The organism is Marinobacterium arenosum, assembly GCF_019795155.1.
GTDB classification, from domain to species: Bacteria; Pseudomonadota; Gammaproteobacteria; order Pseudomonadales; family Balneatricaceae; genus Marinobacterium_C; species Marinobacterium_C arenosum.
On sequence record NZ_JAILYN010000002.1, the window covers coordinates 117,182 to 138,943 of the forward strand.

General features: G+C 60.7%; 18 protein-coding genes and 1 tRNA gene. 7 read left to right on the forward strand and 12 right to left on the reverse strand.

Annotated features, from left to right (window positions below; translation table 11 throughout):
- Positions 1-71 precede the first annotated feature (71 nt).
- Positions 72-2,285, reverse strand: a complete 2,214-nt coding sequence (locus K6T12_RS01505) for a DNA internalization-related competence protein ComEC/Rec2 (RefSeq protein ID WP_315853548.1) — start codon at positions 2,283-2,285, stop codon at positions 72-74.
- Between the two features lie 81 nt (positions 2,286-2,366).
- Here K6T12_RS01505 and K6T12_RS01510 point away from each other — a divergent pair, with 81 nt between their 5' ends.
- Positions 2,367-2,876 (forward strand): DUF2062 domain-containing protein, encoded by a 510-nt coding sequence (locus K6T12_RS01510; protein ID WP_222218779.1) that lies wholly within the window; start codon positions 2,367-2,369, stop codon positions 2,874-2,876.
- A gap of 168 nt (positions 2,877-3,044) precedes the next feature.
- Here K6T12_RS01510 and lolD read toward each other — a convergent pair whose 3' ends face one another.
- Both lolD and K6T12_RS01520 read right to left on the reverse strand, forming a co-directional pair.
- Positions 3,045-3,725 carry a lipoprotein-releasing ABC transporter ATP-binding protein LolD gene (gene lolD, locus K6T12_RS01515; RefSeq protein ID WP_222218781.1) on the reverse strand — a complete coding sequence of 227 codons (681 nt, stop codon included), beginning with the start codon at positions 3,723-3,725 and terminating at the stop codon, positions 3,045-3,047.
- The gene (locus K6T12_RS01520) at positions 3,718-4,962 is read right to left on the reverse strand and encodes a lipoprotein-releasing ABC transporter permease subunit (RefSeq protein WP_222218783.1); all 1,245 of its coding nucleotides are present in this window, start codon (positions 4,960-4,962) and stop codon (positions 3,718-3,720) included. Before K6T12_RS01520 ends, lolD begins: the two co-directional genes overlap by 8 nt.
- 146 nt (positions 4,963-5,108) lie before the next feature.
- Between K6T12_RS01520 and K6T12_RS21725 the strand changes: the two genes are divergently transcribed.
- Together K6T12_RS21725 and K6T12_RS01530 are read left to right on the forward strand one after the other, a co-directional pair.
- Positions 5,109-5,675 (forward strand): PilZ domain-containing protein, encoded by a 567-nt coding sequence (locus K6T12_RS21725; protein ID WP_222218785.1) that lies wholly within the window; start codon positions 5,109-5,111, stop codon positions 5,673-5,675.
- 49 nt (positions 5,676-5,724) lie between these two features.
- Complete coding sequence (locus tag K6T12_RS01530; RefSeq protein WP_222218787.1) at positions 5,725-6,027, forward strand: hypothetical protein; 303 nt, start codon at positions 5,725-5,727, stop codon at positions 6,025-6,027.
- Positions 6,028-6,551: 524 nt separating this feature from the next.
- On the opposite strand, the gene K6T12_RS01535 is transcribed toward K6T12_RS01530, so the two are convergent.
- From K6T12_RS01535 to nfuA, 5 genes are all read right to left on the reverse strand, one after another.
- The gene (locus tag K6T12_RS01535; protein WP_222218789.1) at positions 6,552-8,435 is read right to left on the reverse strand and encodes a SurA N-terminal domain-containing protein; all 1,884 of its coding nucleotides are present in this window, start codon (positions 8,433-8,435) and stop codon (positions 6,552-6,554) included.
- 68 nt (positions 8,436-8,503) lie between these two features.
- A tRNA-Asp gene (locus K6T12_RS01540) sits at positions 8,504-8,580 on the reverse strand.
- A gap of 32 nt (positions 8,581-8,612) precedes the next feature.
- Positions 8,613-8,888, reverse strand: a complete 276-nt coding sequence (locus tag K6T12_RS01545) for an HU family DNA-binding protein (RefSeq protein WP_222218791.1) — start codon at positions 8,886-8,888, stop codon at positions 8,613-8,615.
- 133 nt (positions 8,889-9,021) lie between these two features.
- Positions 9,022-11,448: an endopeptidase La gene (gene lon, locus K6T12_RS01550; protein WP_222218793.1), complete on the reverse strand. Its 2,427-nt coding sequence runs from the start codon at positions 11,446-11,448 to the stop codon at positions 9,022-9,024.
- Positions 11,449-11,916: 468 nt separating this feature from the next.
- On the reverse strand, positions 11,917-12,510 hold the full coding sequence (gene nfuA, locus K6T12_RS01555) for a Fe-S biogenesis protein NfuA (RefSeq protein WP_222218795.1): 594 nt from the start codon (positions 12,508-12,510) through the stop codon (positions 11,917-11,919).
- Positions 12,511-12,674: 164 nt separating this feature from the next.
- On the opposite strand from nfuA, the gene K6T12_RS01560 reads away from it, so the two are divergent.
- Positions 12,675-14,012, forward strand: coding sequence for an MATE family efflux transporter (locus K6T12_RS01560; RefSeq protein ID WP_222218797.1), 1,338 nt, complete (start codon positions 12,675-12,677; stop codon positions 14,010-14,012).
- Positions 14,013-14,077: 65 nt separating this feature from the next.
- Complete coding sequence (locus K6T12_RS01565) at positions 14,078-15,247, forward strand: cation:proton antiporter domain-containing protein (RefSeq protein ID WP_222218799.1); 1,170 nt, start codon at positions 14,078-14,080, stop codon at positions 15,245-15,247.
- A gap of 22 nt (positions 15,248-15,269) precedes the next feature.
- Here the strand turns inward: K6T12_RS01565 and K6T12_RS01570 are convergent, their stop codons facing one another.
- Positions 15,270-15,833, reverse strand: coding sequence for a YcbK family protein (locus K6T12_RS01570; protein ID WP_222218801.1), 564 nt, complete (start codon positions 15,831-15,833; stop codon positions 15,270-15,272).
- A gap of 69 nt (positions 15,834-15,902) precedes the next feature.
- The gene (locus K6T12_RS01575) at positions 15,903-16,889 is read right to left on the reverse strand and encodes a glycosyl transferase family protein (protein ID WP_222218803.1); all 987 of its coding nucleotides are present in this window, start codon (positions 16,887-16,889) and stop codon (positions 15,903-15,905) included.
- 126 nt (positions 16,890-17,015) lie between these two features.
- On the opposite strand from K6T12_RS01575, the gene rlmD reads away from it, so the two are divergent.
- Positions 17,016-18,359, forward strand: a complete 1,344-nt coding sequence (gene rlmD, locus K6T12_RS01580; protein WP_222218804.1) for a 23S rRNA (uracil(1939)-C(5))-methyltransferase RlmD — start codon at positions 17,016-17,018, stop codon at positions 18,357-18,359.
- Entirely contained in the window at positions 18,356-18,985 is a 630-nt protein-coding gene (locus tag K6T12_RS01585; protein ID WP_315853550.1) for a pseudouridine synthase, read from the forward strand. The genes rlmD and K6T12_RS01585 overlap by 4 nt, the downstream gene beginning before the upstream one ends.
- Before the next feature lie 269 nt (positions 18,986-19,254).
- Here the strand turns inward: K6T12_RS01585 and K6T12_RS01590 are convergent, their stop codons facing one another.
- Entirely contained in the window at positions 19,255-20,202 is a 948-nt protein-coding gene (locus K6T12_RS01590) for a 2-hydroxyacid dehydrogenase (RefSeq protein ID WP_222218806.1), read from the reverse strand.
- Positions 20,203-20,319: 117 nt separating this feature from the next.
- Positions 20,320-21,750 (reverse strand): outer membrane protein assembly factor BamC, encoded by a 1,431-nt coding sequence (gene bamC / locus K6T12_RS01595; protein WP_222218808.1) that lies wholly within the window; start codon positions 21,748-21,750, stop codon positions 20,320-20,322.
- Positions 21,751-21,762: the final 12 nt, after the last annotated feature.

Below are 21,762 nucleotides of genomic sequence, written 5' to 3' on the forward strand. Positions count from 1 at the left end.
CTCCTAATTTGTGGCCGATACTTTATCACAGTTCCTCCGAACACCACCAAACCCGCCCGGTTTTCAAAGCATTAGTGCCAATAGCCTGACTGCGCTGGGCGCCAGGCTGTTACCCGACAGCGGCCATCGGCGTCACCGATCAACCGGATTGCGCCGCTGCTGACGGTATCCAGCATTTGAATCCCCAATGCGTCGGCCCGCGCCCGCACGTCCGGATGGGGATGCTGAAACGGATTGGCATACCCGGCGCTGAACAACAGGTATTCCGGTGCCAGCTGCTGTAAAAACGCCCGGCTGGAGCTGAACCGGCTACCGTGATGGGACGCCACCAGCCAGGTGACCGGCCGTAACGATGGCAGCAGCGTCCGTTCCCTGTCGCTACCGATATCACCGGGCAGCAACAATGAACAGTGCCGGTTGCGGACCTCCAACACGCAGGAGCGGTCGTTGTCGTCGACACCCTCGCCGCCCGCCAACAGCCGATAATCCACCCCGCCCCAGCGCCACTGCCGACCGGGTCGGCACAGCCGCATACCTGCTTCGGACAGCAGCTCAGGACTGCCGGTCAGCCGCTGCGCCACCGGTAGCCGCGCCAGCACCGCCTCGCGGCCACCGGCGTGGTCGATATCGTTATGACTGATGATCAACTGGTCGAGCCGGTCCACTTGCCGGCTGCGCAATGCCGGCAACACCGCCCGTTCGGCGGCGCTGCCACCGGAGCGGTAAGCCGGACCGGTATCGTACAGCAGGTGCTTATTGCCACTGGTGACATACACCGATAGCCCCTGACCGACATCGAACAACCAGGCCTCGAATCGCCCCGGCACCGGCACTTTTGCCTGGCCGGTCAGCAGCGGCAGCCACAGCAACAGGCCGAGATAGCGAATGGGAAAGCCACGCGGCATCAGCAACAGTCCGCTGCCCAGCAGCGCCAACAGCGTCGCCGGCAAGTCCGGCTGTGGCAGCTGTAGATGACTCAGCGGCCAGTCAGCGACCGCCGCCAGCCCCCACCAGAACAGCGCCACAGCGCCATCAACCAGTGGCAGCAGTAGATCGAGCCGCAACAGCGCCAGCAGGCCATCGAGCAGAAACAACAGCAGCATCATCGCGACATAGGGGATCGCCAGCAGGTTGACCAATGGCGCCAGTATCGAGAAGCCCGAGAACCACCACGCCAGCAGCGGCAACATACCGATAAAGATCGCCAGCTGAACCCGCAACAAACCGGCTCCCTGCCGGCGCAGGCCAGCCAACCACAGCAACACCGCCACCGCACCGAACGACAACCAGAAGCCGGCCTCATAAAACGCCAGCGGCGCCAGCGTCAGCACCACGGCCATCGCCAACCACCAGCGCTGCCAGTGACCGGTACGCCACTGCAGCAGGAAGCTGCCCAACAATACCGCGACCATCAACATCGCCCGCTGGGTCGGCAGCGCCATACCCGCCAACAGCGCATATAGCAGGCCGCACAATAAGCCGAGCACCACTGGACCGCCCCGAGCATCCTGTACCCGCTTGCGCCAGCGCTGCAGCTGGCGCCCCAGCCACCAGCCCAGCAGCACCGCGAAGCCGATATGCAGGCCGCTGATCACCGCCAGATGCACGGTGCCGGTACTGCGCAACAGCTGCCAGTGGCGCTCATCGAAGCCCTGCTTGACCCCCAGCAGCAACGCAGCCGCCGTGGCGACAGTGTCCGGCACCCGGTAACGGGCCTCCAACCAGCTATGGAGTTGCTGCCGGTAACTTTGCAGCCGACAGCAACGCCCCCGGTCGATGACACTCAGCTGGCGCACATAACCGGTGGCGTCCAGACCGCGGCTCAACAGCCAGCGGGGATAGTCGAAGCCGCCCGGATTGGACAGACCATGTGGTGGGGTAAGTCGTGCCTGGACATCGATCATCATGCCAGGCTCCAAGCTGACCGACGGTTGATACCAGCTGAGTCGGACCTGGCGCAAAGGGTGCGCTCCGACCTGCACGGAATGTGCGTTCAACACCCTGGCATTAAAACGCAGCACGCCCGCCTTGCGCTGCGGCAGATCGTTGATCAGCAACCGCAATTGCCAGTCAGCACGCGGCGTATTAGACGGCAGCCGATGCTGCAGCTGCCAATGCCCCCACAGGGTAGCCACCAACAGACCCAGCCATAACGCGACCAGCCAGCCCGGCGGGCGCCCACGTAACGATAGCAATACCAGAAGAACCGGCAGAAACAGTAACCAAAGCGGAAGCAACCGGGGCATGAGCGCCACCAGCGCGATACCAGCCACATATGCGATCATCCTTGATCTCGTCCATTTGGCTTAGTTGAATGCAGGGTGCATAATAGCGCGGATTAAAACGACGCCGGGTCAGCAGAAGTAATGCCGCGCAAACTCATTAAAAAGTACATGCCGGACGAGTCCAAGCTCAAGGAACACAAACACCTGAGCTGGCTGGGCGACCATCTGCACGAACCCAACCTCTGGCACCTGACCCGCAAATCAGTTTCGCGCGCCTTTTTCGTCGGAATTTTCTGTGCTTTCCTGCCCATTCCGGCCCAGATGCTGGTAGCGGCGGCGATGGCATTTATCTTCCGCAGCAACCTGCCGATCTCGGTCGGTCTGGTCTGGCTGACCAATCCGATCACCATGCCGCCGATCTTCTACGGTACCTACCTGGTGGGTGCCGCCTTGCTGGGCGGCCAGGACCCGACCATCCAGTTCGAACTGTCGATGAGCTGGTTGAGCGAGAGCCTGTCGGCGATCTGGTGGCCGCTGCTGCTCGGCTCGCTGGTGTGCGGCCTGATCGGCGGGGTGGCATCCTACTTCGCGGTGCGCGGCCTGTGGATGTGGCACGTCAACCGCAACTGGGCTCGCCGGCGGAATCGCTGAAAGCTGCAACAAGCTTACTACAATATCGCAGCACGCCAGGTTTAAGACATTCGCTTTTCTTGGTAGAACCGTCTGGCTGAACCTCTCCTACAACAGAGGTTCATCTTGCGGCAATCAACCACCGATATCAGCTCAGAACTGTCAACTTCCAACTGTTAACTTCAAAAACTATCCCTGCCGCAGACAACCCTCTTCCAGCACATAGAGCCGATCCATCTGACGGGCCAACTCAAGATCATGAGTCACCACCAGAAAGGCGATACCGAACTGTTCATTGAGTCGATGCATCAGCGCCTGCACCTCCTGGGCGGTGTGCTGGTCCAGATTACCGGTCGGCTCGTCCATCAGCACGCAGGAGGGCTGATTGATCAGCGCCCGGGCGATCGCCACCCGCTGCCGTTCACCGCCGCTAAGCTGGCCGGGCTTGTGCTTGAGACGGCCGGCCAGGCCGACATCGCCCAGCAGCTGTGCCGCCCGTTCACGGGCCTCGGCAACCGGACGGCCACCCAGCAGCTGGGGAATAGCAACGTTTTCCAACGCCGAGAACTCCGGCAACAGGTGGTGGAACTGATACACGAAGCCCAGTTCCGCATTGCGTAGTGCCGCCCGCTTCGCCTCGCTCAGGGCGAACAGGTCCTGACCGACCACCTCCACGGTGCCATCCGTGGGTTTATCCAGACCACTGAGGATATTCAACAGGGTACTCTTGCCGGAGCCGGAGCTCCCCATGATCGCCACCTGCTCGCCAGCGTTGAGCACCAGCTCGACACCATCCAGAATCTGCAGCTCTTCGCCGGCATCCCGGTACATTTTGCCGATCTGCCGGCCCTGCATTACCGCCTTACTCATAACGCAATGCCTCCGCCGGCTGGGTCCGTGAAGCGCGCCAGGCCGGATACAGCGTCGCCAGAAAACTGATCAGCAGAGCCGACAGAGTGATCACCAGCACATCCGCCAGGCGCAGCTCGGACGGGAAGTAGCTGATGAAGTAGACATCGGCGTTGAGGAACTGGATACCGAAGGTGTCCTCCAACCAGCTGATCAGGTCGGAGATGGTCAGCGCCAGCAGGGTGCCGAGCCCGGTACCGAGCAGCGTGCCCACCACGCCGATCACCGACCCCTGCACCATGAAGACCCGCATCACCAGGCCCGGCGTCGCGCCCATAGTGCGCAGAATAGCGATATCGGCGGTCTTGTCGGTCACCACCATCACCAGCGTGGAGACAATATTGAACGCCGCCACCAGCACGATCAGAAACAGCAGCAGGCCGATCATCCGCTTCTCCAGCTGGATCGCCTGGAACAGGTTGCCGTGGGTACGGGTCCAGTCGCTGGCCCGGAAATAGCCCGGCAATCCGGCAGCCAGCTCGCGCACCTGCCGTGGCGCCTCGAACAGGTCGTCGAACTGCAGCCGAATGCCGTCGATCTGGTCGCCAAGCCGCTTGATCTTGGCCGCATCACGCAGGTGAATATAGCCGAGCGAGGCATCCAGCTCCGCCCCGACCGCAAAAACTCCTACCACCGTGAAGCGCTTCAACCGCGGGATCACCCCCGCCACGCTGACCGAAGCCTCCGGCAACACCAGCGTCACCTTGTCCCCCACCGACACGCCGAGGTAACGCGCCAGCAGCTCGCCCAGCACGATACCGAACGACTGCTGCTCCAGCGCTTCCAGACTGCCGGCGGCCATATGCTGCGACAGGATCGACACCTTGCGTTCATAGGCCGGATCGATACCGTTGATCAACGCTCCCTGCACGGCACCCCGATTGGTCAGCATCGCCTGCGCCTGGATATAGGGCGCCGCAGCCACCACCGTCGGTGCCTGCTCCAGCTCCGCCAGCAGCGGCCGCCAGTCGGCGATTGACTTGCCGTACTCGCTGATGGTGGCGTGCGGCACCATGCCGAGGATCCGCTGCTTCAGTTCGCGATCGAAACCGTTCATCACCGACAGCACGACAATCAACGCCGCGACACCCAGCATCAGGCCGAGCATCGAGGCCAGCGAGATGAACGAGATAAAATGGTTGCTGCGCTTGGCCGCCGTATAGCGCAAGCCAACAAAGATGGAAAATGGCTTAAACATAGCGGCGCATTAAATCACAGAACCAGCCCCGGCAGTAAGCCCGGCCACACCCGCCAGAGCGGAATTGTCAGCAAAGACCCCGATACCATTCAGCTAGGGTTCTCCGCTATACTGCAGCCAAACGACAATCATTCAGCGAGCGGACCGTGCAGGACAAAGACCGTCGCCAGTTTTTTCGAATCAACCAGAAAGTCGCCCTGGATATTAGACCGATCCAGGAAAGTGAACTGCTGGCTGGCCCCCGCCCCGAGCAGTTCGAAGTATCGCCCGCCTTTTCGCTGCTCTGCGAGCTCCATGAACAGGACGCCGAAAGCCACCACCTATTGCGCAAGATCGCTGAGAGGGACGGTGCGGTGGCCAGCTACCTGCAGCTGCTCAACAACAAGATAGACGCCCTGGGTCGCGCACTGGTATCGAGCAGCATCAACATGGATCGGATGATCCACCAGCACATCAACCTGTCGGAAGGCGGGATGCTGTTTCAATACCCGCAGCCGCTTGACGAAGACGGCTACCTGGCGATGAAGCTGATCTTCCCGGACTCCTGTCTCGGCATCCTGCTGCACGCCCGCGTACTGCGCTGCAAACGGCTGGCTGACGAATTCGAGATTGCGGTGGAGTTTTACCGTCTGCCGGAAAACTGCCGCACCCAACTGGCCCGCCAGATTATCGAAAGCCAGGCACAGACACGACGCCAGATCAGCAACGGCTAGACAACCAAGCTGCCTACCCCAGCCACATAGATCGAGATAATGACTGAACATGCATAACAAGACTCTTCACCATATCGGTGTCGGCGCCGGTTTCCTCGGCCTGATCCTGTGGTATTACGCCGGTCACCAGCTGGGCATCCTCGACTGGGTCGCCCAGCAGGTTCCCGAGCGCTATGCCGGCGGCGGCCTGATGCTGGGGATCATGCTGTTGATGACCCCGGGGTTCTTTATCTGGAAGCTTTACAACCGCTGGCTGGAAGCCAAGCTGTCGGTGCGGGGCCGCTACTACGAGGATGAGTACTACGCCAGCCTGAAAAAGGATGACAAGGACACGGACGACAAACAGTCGTAAGGTACAACTCCGCCAATACCGGATTGCCTGGGCGCAACCTCGTACCACCTGTATCCACATGGACACGATGGCCAGACCGGTTGCAGCTACACCAGTCTCGCCGGCACCGCCAAGACTATCCGATTGCTCCAGTCAAAGCGGGCAGATTAATAATAAAAAGGTCTTCGCGAAGCAGAGGAAAGCATCGACATCCGGTGAACAAGCGCCGTGCGAGCACAGAAAACGAGCCCACCATACCAAGCTATTTTTGCCCACAGATGCCGCAGGCGACCGATCCTGGACCTGGAGAAGCGTAGAATCACTAGCCGACCAGCAAGGGAGCAAGTTGAAAACTTGCCCCACTGCCGGTCAACCTCTGCCGCGCTCAACGGCGCCCCGACATCTACCAGATCTTGCGCCAGAGCCTACTAGGGCTATCCGCTGTTCCGCTTGCAGTTTGCCTCTTGTCGCTCCCCGAAGGGGATAAAAAAGGGCGCCCCTAAGAGACGCCCTTTTGTATCTTACCGGCCTGGAAAGCTCACACCTCAGAGGCGCTCGATCTCGGCCTCGGACTTCAGCTGCTCCAGCATCGCACGATAATCCGCCTGGCCGCGACCGGACGCCAGCACTCGCTGGATACTACGGCGCTCGTCATCGGACAGTTCGGAATCCGCTACCGCTACCTGCTCCAGCGCTATGACGGCATAGCTACCATCGAACATCGGAACACTGGCGTAGCTGGCACCGTTTTCCGGTTGCGCCATCCGGAACAGCTCGGTGCGCACCTCCAGCGGCAGATCCCGCGTGGCACGCTGAACCCCTTCACGGGACACCAGCTCAAGCTCTCCGGCCTGCTCCGCCATGGTGGCACCGGCACGCAGCGCAGCCAGCTTCTCCTGCGCCATTGCCTTGAGCTGCTCACGCGCCCGGCTTTCGACCAGCTCGGCCCGCAGCTGCTCGGCCACCTCATCCAGCGTCCTGGTACGCGGCTGGCGATGCTCTTTCAGGTGCAGTACCACCGCCCGGCTGTTATCCAAGTCGATCAATACGCTGTTAACGCGATCTTTCAACACCTCATCACCGAAGGCCGCTTTAATCACCTTGGGATTGGCGGTAATTGAATCGGCACCACCGTTACGGCCGAACGGCGCTGACTGCTGGATGGTCAGCCCCAGCACTTCAGCCGGCTCTGCCAGGTCGGCGGAGGAGAAACTGATATCGGCCAGTCGTTCGCGCTGTTCGACATAGATCGCCTCGGATTTCTCCCGAACCAGTTCCGCACGCAAACGCTCCTCAGTTTCGGCAAAGCTCGGCGCCTGCAGCTGCTTCACATCGATCAGCTTGATGATGTGATAACCGAAATCGGTGCGCACCGGCTCAGACAGGCTGCCGGTGTCGGTCAGCGCATACAGCGCCTCCTCGAACTCCGGCACGAATACACCCTTGCCGTTCACCCCCAGGTCACCACCGGCTTCGGCGGAACCGATATCGTCGGACTCGGCCTGGGCCAGCGTGGCAAAATCTTCGCCGGCCTGCAGCCGCGCCAACAACTCTTCGGCGCGCGCCTTGGCGGCGGCGTCATCACGCTGGTCACCAACCTCCACCAGGATATGGGCGGCGTGACGCTGCTCCTCGGCACTGAAGTTCTCCAGCAGAGTCTGGTACTGCGTCTGTAACTCATCGTCGGTTACCGAGACTTCGGATTCCAGCGATTCGCGCTCCAACAGCAGATAGTCGACGACAACCTGCTCGTCGGTCATCAGGCTGCCACGACGCTTATCGTATTCTGCAGCAAGCTCTTCGTCGGAAATCTCGATCGTCGCCTTGACCGGCTCCGCCGGCAGTACGAAGTAGCTCAGGTCGCGGGTCTGCCGATCCAGCTCCACCACCTGCTGCGCCTCACCCGGCAGGGTAAATGCGGACATCATGTAGCCAAGACGCTCCTGCTCGATCAGCTTCTCCTTGCGCAGCAGGGCCCGATAGGTCAGCGGCGTCAGGCCGGCATTACGCAACAGCGCCTCGAACTGTTGACGATCGAATTTACCGTCCAGCTGAAAGTCCGGCGTACCGACGATCAGCTGGTCGATCAGTTGATCGGAGATGCGCATATCCTGATTCTGGGCAGACTGCACCAGCACTGCCTGCTCGATCAGTCCGTCCAGCACCCCTTCACGAATCGCGTCGTCTTCCAGCAGCGACGGATCGGCATTCTCGCCCATCTGGGCCAGCAACTGGCGACGCTGCAGTTCAACCCCCTGCAACAGCTCGCGCTCACCGATCTCCTCGCCATTGACCGTTGCCGGCGCATTACTGCCGCCAGTCAGGCTGACCAGGGACTCCACACCGAACAGCGCAAAGGTAACCACGATCAGGCCGACAATGACCTTGGCGACGATACTCTGTGAATTATCTCGGATTGATTGAAGCATCTTTTCCTCAGATTACTTTCAGCTAAAAAAAAAGCGTATTCGCTAGTGGAATACGCCTTTTTTATATCTGGCGGAACGGACGGGACTCGAACCCGCGACCCCCTGCGTGACAGGCAGGTATTCTAACCAGCTGAACTACCGCTCCTGCTCAAATAAGTCTCCTAATACCCAGGAGTCTTATTTATTTACTGCGTCCTTCAGGGCTTTACCCGGCTTGAACGTCGGCAGCGTCGCAGCTGCGATTTCGATCGGCTGACCGGTCTGCGGGTTACGGCCAGTGCGTGCTGCACGTTCCTTAACCGCAAAAGTACCGAAGCCAACCAGAGCGACGGACTCGCTCTTCTGCAGCGCTTCTGTGATGGCATCCAGAGTAGCGTCCAGTGCACGGCCAGCCGCTGCCTTCGGAATGTCCGCTGAAGCTGCGATAGCGTCGATCAGTTCAGACTTATTCACGTTGTTCCCCTTTGTCGAATCGTTATTCTATGTGTTCTGTTGTCTATGCCCAGCACGTTTGTCTGGCACTTTATACCAACTGCCCGAAACCGCTGTCAAGCAGGCAATACGGGCATTTCACGCGATTCAGCCCTTAATGCGGCTTAATTTGTTCCCGCTCATTTTTAGCGCTTTTTTTCTTTTGAGCAGCCTCTTCCTTGGCCTTTTTCTCGAGCGGTTTAGGCGGATATTTGAGCGCGATATCGAGCACCTCATCTATCCATTTAACCGGCTTAATGTCGAGATCGGCTTTGATATTGTCAGGAATTTCCTTCAGATCGCGCTCATTTTCCTGAGGAATGATCACCGTCTTGATACCGCCACGGTGTGCCGCCAGCAGCTTCTCTTTGAGTCCGCCGATCGCCAACACCTGACCGCGCAAAGTGATCTCACCGGTCATCGCCACATCGGCCCGCGCCGGAATAGCGGTCAGCGCGGAAACAATCGCCGTGCACATGCCGATACCCGCACTGGGACCATCTTTCGGCGTCGCCCCTTCGGGCACGTGAATATGGATGTCGTGCGACTCGTGGAAGTCCGGCTCGATCCCCAGGCTCTCGGCACGGTTACGTACCACCGTGAGAGCCGCCTGGATCGACTCCTTCATTACGTCACCGAGCGAGCCGGTATGCACCTGGCGCCCCTTGCCAGGCACGATGGCACTTTCGATGCTGAGGATATCACCACCCACCTGGGTCCAGGCCAGACCGGTGACGTGACCGACCTGATCCTGCTCTTCGGCGATACCAAAGGTGTACTTACGCACCCCGGAGTACCCCTCCAGCGATTCGCTGTCGACTTTCTGCACCTCTTTGCTGTCGGTCAGCGCCAGCTCCTTGACCACCTTACGGCAGATCTTGGCGATCTCCCGCTCAAGACCACGCACACCGGCTTCCCGGGTGTAGTAGCGGACCAGGTCGCGCACCGCCTCATCGGCGATATCAACCTCTGCCTCACGCAGGCCGTTATTTTTAACCTGCTTAGGAATCAAGTACTTGCGAGCAATATTTAACTTCTCGTCCTCGGTATATCCGGGGATTCGAATAATCTCCATACGGTCCAGCAGCGGGCCCGGAATATTCATCGAGTTCGAGGTGCAGACGAACATCACATCGGACAGGTCGAAGTCGACCTCCAGGTAATGATCGTTGAAGGTGCTGTTCTGCTCCGGATCCAGCACTTCCAGCAGTGCCGACGCCGGATCGCCGCGGTGGTCCATGCCCATCTTGTCGATCTCGTCGAGCAGGAACAGCGGGTTCTTGACCCCGACCTTGGCCATCTTCTGCACCAGCTTGCCGGGCATGGAACCGATGTAGGTGCGGCGGTGACCACGGATCTCAGCCTCGTCTCGCACCCCACCCAGCGCCATGCGCACGTACTGGCGGTTGGTTGCCCGGGCAATCGAGCGGCCGAGCGAGGTCTTACCCACCCCCGGCGGCCCAACCAGACAGAGGATCGGCCCCTTGATCTTCTTGACCCGCTTCTGCACCGCCAGGTATTCGATAATGCGGTCCTTGACCTCTTCCAGACCGTAGTGGTCCTCGTTGAGGATCCGCTCGGCACGCTTCATATCATGACGGACCTTGGAGCGTTTCGACCAGGGGATCTGCAGCATCCAGTCGATATAGCCACGCACCACGGAGGCTTCCGCGGACATCGGCGACATCATCTTCAGCTTGTTGTACTCCGCCATGGTCTTTTCCAGCGCTTCCTTCGGCATCTTCGCCTCATCGATGCGCTTTTTCAGCTCATCCATGTCGTTGCTGCCGGCCTCGTCGAGATCGCCCAGCTCCTTCTGGATCGCCTTCATCTGCTCGTTGAGGTAGTACTCGCGCTGACTCTTCTCCATCTGCTTCTTGACCCGGCCGCGGATCCGCTTCTCAACCTCGACCAGGTCGATCTCGCCCTCCATCAGCGCCATCAGGTGCTCCAGGCGCTCACGGTTGCCGAGGGTCTCGAGAATCTTCTGCTTCTCGTCCAGCTTCAACGACATATGGGCAGCGATGGTATCGGCCAGGCGACCGACATCATCAATATTCTGCAACGAAGCGATCACCTCGGACGGGATCTTCTTGTTGACCTGCACGAAGCGCTCGAACTGCTCCAACACGGAGCGCTTGTAAAGCTCCGCCTCGCTTTCACTCAGCTCTTCAACCGGCAATACCGAGATAGTGGCCGCAAAGTGGTCGCCCTCTTCGCTCAGCGAGTGGATGCGCGCCCGATAGTCGCCTTCAACCAGCACCTTGACGGTGCCATCCGGCAGCTTGAGCATCTGCAATACGCTGGCCACCGTCCCCACGTCGAACAGATCCGTCGAGCTGGGCTCGTCATCGGAGGCGTTCTTCTGGGCAACCAGCAGAATCTCTTTATCCTGGCTCATGGCCGCTTCGAGTGCCTGGATCGATTTCTCTCGACCGACAAACAGCGGGATCACCATATGCGGATAGACCACGACATCCCGCAGTGGCAGGACCGGAAGCTCAATGGTCATGTTTTCTTCCTGATCTTCAATGTGCGCCATGAGTATCCTCTTTACCCTGACTGCCATCGAACAACGGCAGCCTAACGTTCATTACTACACGATTACTAGCGTACATGGGGCCCTGTATTACCGATTACAAGGGCTGTGACAAAGTTTATTTCGCGGGAAGTTCGGCGACTGACGTCTATCAGTATATAGCAGTATCCCTACCGTGAAACAACGCGACGGCGCGCGTTTGAGGAGGCTGGTAGCCGGTCGGACTTAGCACTGATCTACTCGGCTCTGGCTTCCTGCTTCGCCCTAACGACTGCATCCATGCAGTCGTGCGGAAAAACCGATATTGGTCATTTTTTCCGAACAAATTCGCTAAATAGCTCGCTATTCGCCTCAATCGTTCGAAAAACCTGCCTCAACCCCGCTTTCCCTCGCCACGATCGGCCAAGCCCGACAGACTGCAAGGCCCCGGGGACACCGAAGCGGTGCCACCGGGGCCCGTAACGATCCGTCTTACTTGTAGTATGCGTTTTCACGCACGCTGTGATCGGTGGTGTCACGCACCCCGGCCAGCGCCGGAATCCGCTCCACCAGGGTACGTTCAACCCCATCTTTCAGGGTCATGTCGACGGCACTGCAGCCCTGGCAACCGCCACCGAACTCCAGAATAGCGATGTAGCCCTGATCCTCTTCCACCAGCTCGATCAGCTTGACCTCACCACCGTGGGACGCCAGCCCCGGGTTGATTTCGGAATACAGGATATAGTTGACCTGGTCGGCCAACGGGCTGTCCTCGGACACCTTCGGCACCTTGGCGTTCGGCGCCTTGATGGTCAACTGGCCGCCCATCCGGTCTTCGGCAAAATCGACCAGTGCCTCATCAAGGAAAGGCACACTGTTGCGTTCGACGTAGACCCGAATCTTATCGAGCTCCATCAGTTCGTCATCCGCCACCACCTCTTCCGGGCGGCAGTAGGCCAGGCAGGTTTCGGCGTACGGGGTACCCGGCTGGGTAACAAACATGCGTACGGCGATCCCTTCGGCCTCCTGCTTTGCCAGCAGGTCGGCCAGGTAGGATTCGGCACTGGCAGTAACGGTAATGTTCATATAACTCGCGTCTCCCGGTAACACACTCGGAGGGTTGGTTTGCGCCCAGCATACAACGATTCAAAACCCGAGTAAATTGATCAGTTATTGACCAACCCAGCGCCACACTCACCCCTGCGCGCAAATCTGTTAGACTAGCGGCCTTTGTCCAGCCAGAGTTTCCGATGACCCGACAGACGCCCAGCACCGCGCCCTATCGCACCATTCTCGCGCTGGGCCTGCCGATCATCGGCGGCATGCTGTCACAAAGTCTGTTGAACCTGGTTGACGCAGCGCTGGTCGGCCGGCTCGGCGAAGCGGCCCTGGCCGGTGTCGGCGCCGGCAGCTATGCCAACTTCGTCGCCATCAGCCTGATCCTGGGGCTGTCCTCCGGCGTGCAGGCGATGGTGGCCCGCCGCAAGGGACAGAATCGTCACCAACTGGCGGCCGAGCCGGTTAACTGGGCGATCTTGCTGGCATTGCTGGTCGCCCTGCCGCTCAGCCTGCTGTTCATCAGCCTGTCGCCCTGGCTGACCGGCTGGCTGGCCGAACCGACCTCCGCCGCAATCGCCCGTCAGTATTTCGACTACCGCACCGCCGCCATGTCCGCCGTGGCACTCAATCTGGCCCTGCGCGGCTGGTGGAATGGCAGCCACCGTCCCGCTAGCTATGTTCGCACCCTGCTGGCGATGCACCTGCTGAATGTGGTGTTGAGCTACGGCCTGATCTTCGGCCGGTTCGGCCTGCCGGAGATGGGCGCTCCAGGCGCTGGCCTCGGCACGGCGATCGCACTCTATGTCGGCTGCGCACTGAATGGCGTGCTGGTCTGGCGCGATGCCCGCCACGCAGGGTTCCTGCGCAGGCTCGGCAACGGTTATCGACCGCTGCGCACGCTGCTGGCGCTGTCAATCCCCCACTCCCTGCAACAGCTGTTTATGGCGCTCGGCATTCTGATCCTGTTCTGGATCGTCGGCCTGCTCGGCACCGCCGAACAGGCGATCGCCCATGTATTGATCAACCTGGCACTGTTCCTGATCCTGCCGGCGGTCGGCTTCGGCGTCGCCAGCACCTCGCTGGTCAGCCACGCGCTCGGCGCCGGCCAGTCCGAGCGCGCCTATCGCTGGGGTTGGCAGGTGATCATCACCGCGCTGGGGCTGATCGGCCTGCTCAGCCTGCCGTTGCTACTGATTCCTGAACTGCTGCTGGCGCTGTTCCTGAACAACGAAACCCTGGTCGACCAGGCCAGCGCTCCGCTGCGGCTGACCGCCCTGGCGATCTGCGCCGACACCGCCGCCATCGTGCTGGCGCAGTCGCTACTTGGCGCCGGCGCCAACCGGCTGGTACTGATGATCTCCACCAGCGTGCAGTGGTTGCTGTTTCTGCCGCTGGCCTGGCTGGTCGGACCGGTACTGGGGTTCGGCCTGCTCGGCATCTGGCAGCTGCAGGTCCTCTACCGGGCGCTGTCGTCATTGATCTATATCCGGGTCTGGCAGCAACGCCGCTGGGCCGAGATCTGTGTTTAAGGAAACAGTCGATCTGTTAGACTGGCAGCTCTGAGCAGTCGAGCCAAGCCGTAAGAAGGATGTCAATGGAAGAGCAGAGTCTGGTCTTTTCGTTTTTTCTGATCTTTACCGGCGCCGCGGCGCTGGCATCGGTCGCACTCTATACCCGTCAACCGTTGCTGGTGGCCTATATCGTACTCGGCGCGCTGATGGGCCCTTACGGACTGGAACTGGTAACCGATACCCGGCTGCTGGCCGAGATCTCCCATATCGGCATTATCTTCCTGCTGTTCCTGCTGGGGCTGGATATGCAGCCCAGCCACCTGGCCCATATGCTGAAAAAAGCGACCCTGGTGGCGATCGGCAGCTCGGTGATCTTCATGGCGGCCGGCTATCTGGTGGGCATCATTTTCGGCTTTACCCAGAGCGAGGCGGTGATCATCGGCGTGGCGATGATGTTCTCCAGCACCATCATCGGCATCAAACTGCTGCCAACCACGGTACTGCACCATAAGCACACCGGCGAACTGGTAGTCGGCCTGCTGCTGCTGCAGGACGTCATCGCCATCATGGTGTTGCTGTTCCTTTATAGTGGCGAATCACCGGACAATGGCGTGGGAAGCTTTGTCAAAACCATCCTGGCGTTGCCGCTGCTGACTGTCGGGGCCTTCGTGTTCGTGCGCTACGTGCTGATCAAGCTGATTACCCGCTTCGATCGCTTTCACGAGTACATCTTCCTGGTCGCCCTGGGCTGGTGCCTGGGGGTGGCCGAGCTGGCCCATATGGCCGGCCTGTCGGCCGAGATCGGCGCCTTTATTGCCGGCATCGCGCTGGCCACTAGCCCGATCGCCCAATATATCGCCACCAGCCTGAAACCGCTGCGCGACTTCTTCCTGATCCTGTTCTTCTTCTCGATCGGCGCCAGCTTCAATCTGAGCTTGTGGGAGGAGATTCTGGTGCCGTCGGTGATCGCCGCACTGCTGACCATGGTGCTGAAACCCACCACCTTCCGCTTCCTGCTGAGCCGGATCAGCGAAAGCCCGAAGATGGGCTGGGAGATCGGCTTCCGACTCGGCCAGACCAGCGAGTTTTCGCTGCTGATCGCCTATATGGCGACCAGCGCGCAGCTGATCGGCCAGCAGGCCTCGCACGTCATTCAGGCCACCGCGATTCTGACCTTCCTGCTGTCGACCTACGTGGTGATCTTCTACTTCCCGTCGCCGATCGCCATCTCCGACCGGCTCAGACGCGATTGAGCCGCGCCTGATCGCTACGGACTCAGCTGCCCCAGCGACGCACCGGGCCGACATCGACATGGACGAAGTCCGAACCGGTATAAAGACCCACCCCGCCGTGCTTGAGCGACAGTGCGGCGCGGTGCAGATCACGCAGTTCAATGCCCGGAATCCGGATATCGATCGCCTGCCCCTTGGTGTGGAAGCTGCGCTTGGCCACTTTGTGGCCTTTGTTGCGTAGCATCTCGTTGGTTTGCGGCGAACGGTAAGCCGAGATCACATGGAAAAGCTCGTGGGTTCCCAGCCGACGGCGTAGTTCGGCCAGCATCTCCAGCAACCGGATATCCATCTGGGTACTGAGATCAGCGCGGTGGTCGCGCAGCACATGATTGATCGACTGCAGCGCATCCGGCTGATAACCGTCCGGCGTCCAGAAGCTGGTCAGCAGCTTTTCGCCGGTATGCAGGTTCAGGAAGCCGATATCCTGGTCGCGAACGAAATTGGACCGGACATTGGCCTTGGCCAGGCCGGGCGCACCAATCGCGCCCAGCGTAGCGCCACTGAGCGCCTTGAGAAAACAACGGCGACGGAGCGGTTTCTGAATCATGGACTCTTTAGTATCTGTTCAATAATTGGAACAGCAATTATCCATATCAAACGCTCGTTTGTACATTTTTCAAACAAAATGACCTATATCACGCTGAGCCCATAGCTCGGCCGCCTGCGCGAACAGGGCCTCGGGCTGCTCCCCTCGCCCCAGCAATTTCAGGGTGATCGCCAGCGTCGAGATCACCGCCGCCTCGCCATACTCATGCGCCCGCTCGCCACGCCAGAGCGCCACCACCGTATCCAGGTCGATCTGATCGTCACGCACCAGCCGCTTATCCAGCAGCCGTGGCCACTGCTGCTCACTCAGCTCGCCGTCCAGCAGCCAGAGTGCCCAGCTCTCACTGTCCGGCCGCGCCTCGGCCTCGCCACCGTCCCCTTTCAGGGTCAGGTTGCGCTCGCTGCCCAACAGCTGGGCGGTCTGCTGATGACGCGGGCCGTAGGGCGGATGGAACACCCCGTCGATACTGGCCGGCGCATGCAGCGGATTGAGCATTCGGCACAGGGTGTGCACCGGCGAACGCAGCCCAAGAACTGCACGCAACTCGATCAGCTCGCCCAGCGCCGGTGCCATCCGCTCAAGCGGCAGGTAGGCAAACTGGCTGCGGTTCAGCTCTGCGGACACTTGCTGCCAGTCCCTACAAATCGGCACCTGGAGCGCCTCCAGTACCTGCTGGGCATACAGCCGACCGACGGTATGGCCCTGGGCGCCATGCATGAACACCCGCACGCCGTGACTGGCCAGGCAGAGCGCCGCCAGCACGAACCAGGGGTGACGGCGCTTCTTACCGGCATAGGTCGCCCAGTCCAGGTCCACCGCCAGCGACGGCGCCTGCATCTGGGCCCGTACCGCATCGGCGAAACCGGCCAGCTCCTCCGGCGTCTCCTCCTGCACCCGCAGCAGCATCAGGAAGGCGCCGATCTGCTCCGGGCGCGCCTCGCCCCGCATGATCATCGTCAACGCCTCGCGGGCCTCGTCCCGGCTCAACGGGCGCGAGCCCTGCTTACCCTTACCCAGGATGCGGATAAAACCGGCAAAAGGATGTTCATGTGACATATCTATCTCCATCTACGGCAATGCCAGCCGACCACTATACCGGCCGGCGGCGGTTGCCACCAACTGCGCTTACCATCATTAGAGACCACTGGTAGAATGCGCGCTTTGATTTTTCAGGTACAGAGCATGCGTCAACGGATCCAGTTCGGCCGCCCGCAACCGCGCCGCAGTAAAACGCCGCAGCAACCGCTGTCGCTCAGCATCGACAAGCTCAGTCACGAAGGCCGCGGTATCGCCCGCCACGAAGGCAAGACGGTGTTTGTCGAAGGCGCCCTGCCCGGCGAACAGGTAACGGCCAAGATCAGCCAGCAGCACCGCCGCTACGACGAAGCCGAATGCCTGTCGATAGAGCAACCGTCCGATCAGCGTGCGACGCCGGGATGCCCTCATTTTGGCAGCTGCGGCGGCTGCCAACTGCAGCACCTATCCCATGACGAGCAGATCCACCAGAAACAGCAGTGGGTGCTGGAACAACTGGAACGACTCGGCGGGCTGCAACCGGAACAGGTCGAGCCGCCGCTCACATCGGACAGCTGGCACTACCGCCGCGCCGCGCGCATCGGTATCAACCAGCGCCAGGACGGCAGCTCGATCGTTGGTTTCCGACGCCGTAACAGCAATCGGATTACCGCCTTGGAACAGTGCCCGGTGCTGGATCAACGGGGCGAGCCGCTGTTTCGGCTGCTCAGCGAACTGCTGGACCAGCATGGCGGCAGCAAACAGATCACCCACGCCGAACTGAGCTACGGCGACCAGGTCGGCGCACTGACTCTGCGGGTCAAAAAATGTCCTGGCGACGCGCTACTGGGCGCGCTGAAACAGCTCGCCAGCGAGCAGCAGCTAAATCTTTACCTGGACCACGGCGAGCGGATCGAAATCGTCCAACAGGCCGGTGAACTGACCTTTTCACTGCCGGAGTTCAACCAGACGCTCGAGTTTGCGCCGGGCGACTTTATCCAGGTCAACGACGCACTGAACCGACAGATGATCGTCCGCGCCCTCGACTGGTTGGCACCAACCCCGGAAGAGCGGGTACTGGACCTGTTCTGCGGCCTCGGTAACTTCACCCTGCCGCTGGCCAGCCGGGCTGCCAGCGTGATCGGCATCGAAGGCAGCGAGCGGATGGTCGAACGGGCCCGCGCCAACGCCGCCCGCAATGGGCTGGACAACTGCCGGTTCGAAGCGGCCGACCTGAGCCAGCCGATCCGTAAGAGCGACTGGTTCAAAGCGGGTTTCGACAAAGTGCTGCTCGACCCGCCCCGCACCGGTGCGCTGGAACTGGTACGCCAGCTGATCCACGGCCCCGCCGACCAGTTGCTCTACGTCTCCTGCAACCCGGCGGCACTGGCCCGTGATGGCGGCGAACTGCACAAGGCAGGCTTCCGACTTACCCGGTTCTGCGTGATGGATATGTTCCCGCAGACCACCCATGTGGAGTCGCTGGCGCTGTTCGTACGGCAGCCGCGATGAAACCGATGCCGGAGATTCTCTACAGCGACGACCAGTTGGTGGCGGTCGTCAAACCGGCCAAGCAGCTATCGGTGCCGGGCAAGGGTCCGGACAAGCAGGACTGCCTCTGGCACCGGGTACAGCAACAGTTTCCGACCGCCCGCATCGTGCATCGGCTCGACTACGCCACCTCCGGGGTGATGGTGCTGGCCCTGACTGCCGACAGCCATCGGGCATTGAGCCTGCAATTCCAGCACCGCCAGACCGGCAAGCGCTACCAGGCGATCGTCGCCGGCCAATTGGCACAGAGCGAAGGCACCGTCGAACTACCGTTGCGCTGCGACTGGGAAAGACGACCTCTGCAGATGGTCTGCTACGAACAGGGCAAGCCGGCGCAGACCCACTGGCGTCGACTGGAAGCGGTCGACGGCAACAGCCGGGTCGAGCTACTGCCGATAACCGGCCGCAGCCACCAGCTGCGGGTTCATATGCTGTCGCTGGGCCATCCGATGCTCGGCGACGAGTTTTACGCCCCCGAGCCGATACGCAAACAGAGTGAGCGACTGCTACTGCACGCCGAGATGCTCAGCGTACAGCACCCGATCAGCGGTGAACCGCTGCGCTTCGAAAAGCCCTGTCCTTTTTAAGTCTCTTCGCGGATTAACAGGAAACACCCAGCTCAGGTGAACAGCGCCGCGCGGGCACAAAAAACGTGCCCACCCTACGAGGTTACAAGGCAGGAGCCCCTAGGCGGGGCTCTCTATGCCGCGGACAACAGAGTCCGCGAATGTCGCCCGCGGAGCGGGCTGCTACAAAGTACAGCCCGAGCGGTCGACGAGCACTTTTTGCTTTATGAACGGGTTAGAGGATCTTCCCACTAAAGCGCGAAGAATCCTCTTTATGCCTGGCCCCGTGATTAAAGCACCGAGCGCAGCGCCTCACCGCGCTTGAACGCCTGAATATTCTCGACAGTCTGCTGCAGGATCCGCTCACGCGCTTCGCGACTGCCCCAGGCACTGTGCGGCGTGACGATCAGATTATCCAGCTGAGCATCGATCAGCGGATTGCCGTTACACGGCGGCTCCTCGCTCAGCACATCGGTCGCCGCACCCGCCAAGTGACCGGACTGGAGCGCCTCGATCAACGCCTGCTCGTTGACGATACCGCCGCGTGCGGCATTGACCAGAAAGCTGCCCGGCTTCATTTTGACCAGCGTGCCGGCATTGAACAGATCCCGGGTTTCATCGGTCAGCGGGCAGTGCAGGCTGATCAGATCCGATTCGGCCAGCAGCTGCTCGAACGCCACCCGCCCGTCGCGCACCGGCTGCCCCGGCCGTTCACCGACCAGCACCCGCATGCCGAAAGCTTCGCCGATCCGGGCAACGCCGCGCCCCAGGTTGCCATAACCGAAGACCCCCAACGTGCGACCGGCCAGCTCGCGGATCGGAAACGACAGCATGCAGAACTGGCTGGCCCGCCCCCAGTCGCCGGCCTTGACCGCCTTGTCGTAGTTCAACAGATTGGTGTGCAGCGCAAGGATCAACGCCCAAACATGCTGCACCACCGAATCGACACCATAGGCCACGCAGTTGCAGACCTGAATACCGGCACTGCGCGCCGCCGCCAGGTCAATGTTGTTGGTGCCGGTCGCCACCACGCAGATCAGCTTCAATTCCGGCGCCCGGGCGATGCTGGCCGCATCGATCACCACCTTATTGGTGATCACCACCTCGACCCCGGCGAGCCGCTCCGCCAGCTGCTCCGGCGTGGTCGCCATATGGGCCTGCAGTTCACTGAACTCGGCACGCAATGCCGACAGCTCAAGGTCTTCCAGACTTTCCAGATCCAGAATCACCGCTTTCATAATTTTCTCCTTAGTCTTTTCAGGCCTGTCCGACACAGAGATACGGCCACTAAAAAGGGGCCGCGAGCCCCTTTTTCAATTTCCTAATCAGACATCAGCTCTTTTGCTGAACACTGCTCAACCGGCCTGGTTGAGCTGATCCTTCAGCTTCCAGAGGATCTCTTCGGCAACGATTGCCGGCGCAGTCAGCCCCTCGTCGGTGAAGACCTGCAGCAACACCCCCCCGCTGGAACGATCCAGGGTCAGTTGGTAACGGCCGACATGCTCGACCTCGCCGGTCTCCTCGTTATAGACACCGCTCTCTTCGTCGGTGCTGAACACGTAGATAACCTTGCCACCCAGCCAGATCTTGAAGCCGTCTTTCTGAGCCAGTTCGTCGTCGGCGGCCGGTATTTCAATCTCGCCCTCTTTGACGATATGCGTTGGGCTGTCGTTACCATCCGCGGAGGCCACTTTCGCAGGCGCCGCCTTGGCGCTGTACCGGATAGCGTCCTCGCCAGCCTCGCCGCCCTCTTCGCCCACGCCGATCGCACGCTCCAGGAAGCTGGTATCCAGCTTGATCTCGCCACGATCGCCGTGCAGCCACTCGAAGAAGCCCATCTTCTGAGTCTCATCATACGGGGTGGACGTGGTGTAGGTCAGATAGAACACCCCTTTGCGCTGGTCGCGGGTACCCACGTCGAGCGCCGCCGCATCCAGCGCGTGATCGACCATCCCCCAGGCAGTATCGAGCGATGCGTCGATCTTCAGCACCGGATTACCACGCGAATCCCGCCCCAGCTGGTGACCGCCGCTAACCTGATCGCGCAATGCCACCAGGCTGGCAGAGCTACGCTCGCCGGTCGCCTTGCTCAGGTAACGCAGCATCTGGAACATCATATCCGACTTGTAACCGATATCCCGCGATTGTTGATTCCAGTCGATGGCGGCCACCTCCTGTTCCGCCGGGAACTGGACATGACGCATCTGAATGCTGGTCCGGCCCGGATCATCGACGGTCGGTTTCAGGCGTACCTGCATCTTGTTCTTGGTTGGGCCATCGATCCTCTGGAAGGTTAGCCGCTTGACCCAGCGACCGATCGCATCTATATCCTCACCCTCACGCTCCAGCCACTGGGTTTCCATCACCCCGAGCACCGGATCGGACTTGGCGATCTCGACGCCGTTGTAGCGCCAGAACTCCTGCATCTTGACCCACACATCGCCGATCGGCTCATCGACGACAATCAGCTTCCGGTCACCTTCACGGGCCAGGTTGACCGCTTCGTTGGTGGTATCGGCATAGAAGAACTCCGGTCGCGGCACCTGAAACTCGGTACTACGCTCGGAAGCCGTCAGATCCAGATCGGGGATCTCCAGCGGGTTGTTCAGCTGCTTGGCCTGCAGATGCGGCGGGATCACCAGCGCCTGCTCTTTTCTGGAGGCTTCATAGTCCTGCGAGCGGTCGCGGATCAGCCCGCTTTCGCCATAAAGCGCGTTGTCTTTCAAGCTGCTGCAGCCGGCCAATACGGCGGTGGCCAGCAACGTCATCGGCATCAGTTTATTCATGCTACGGCGCAA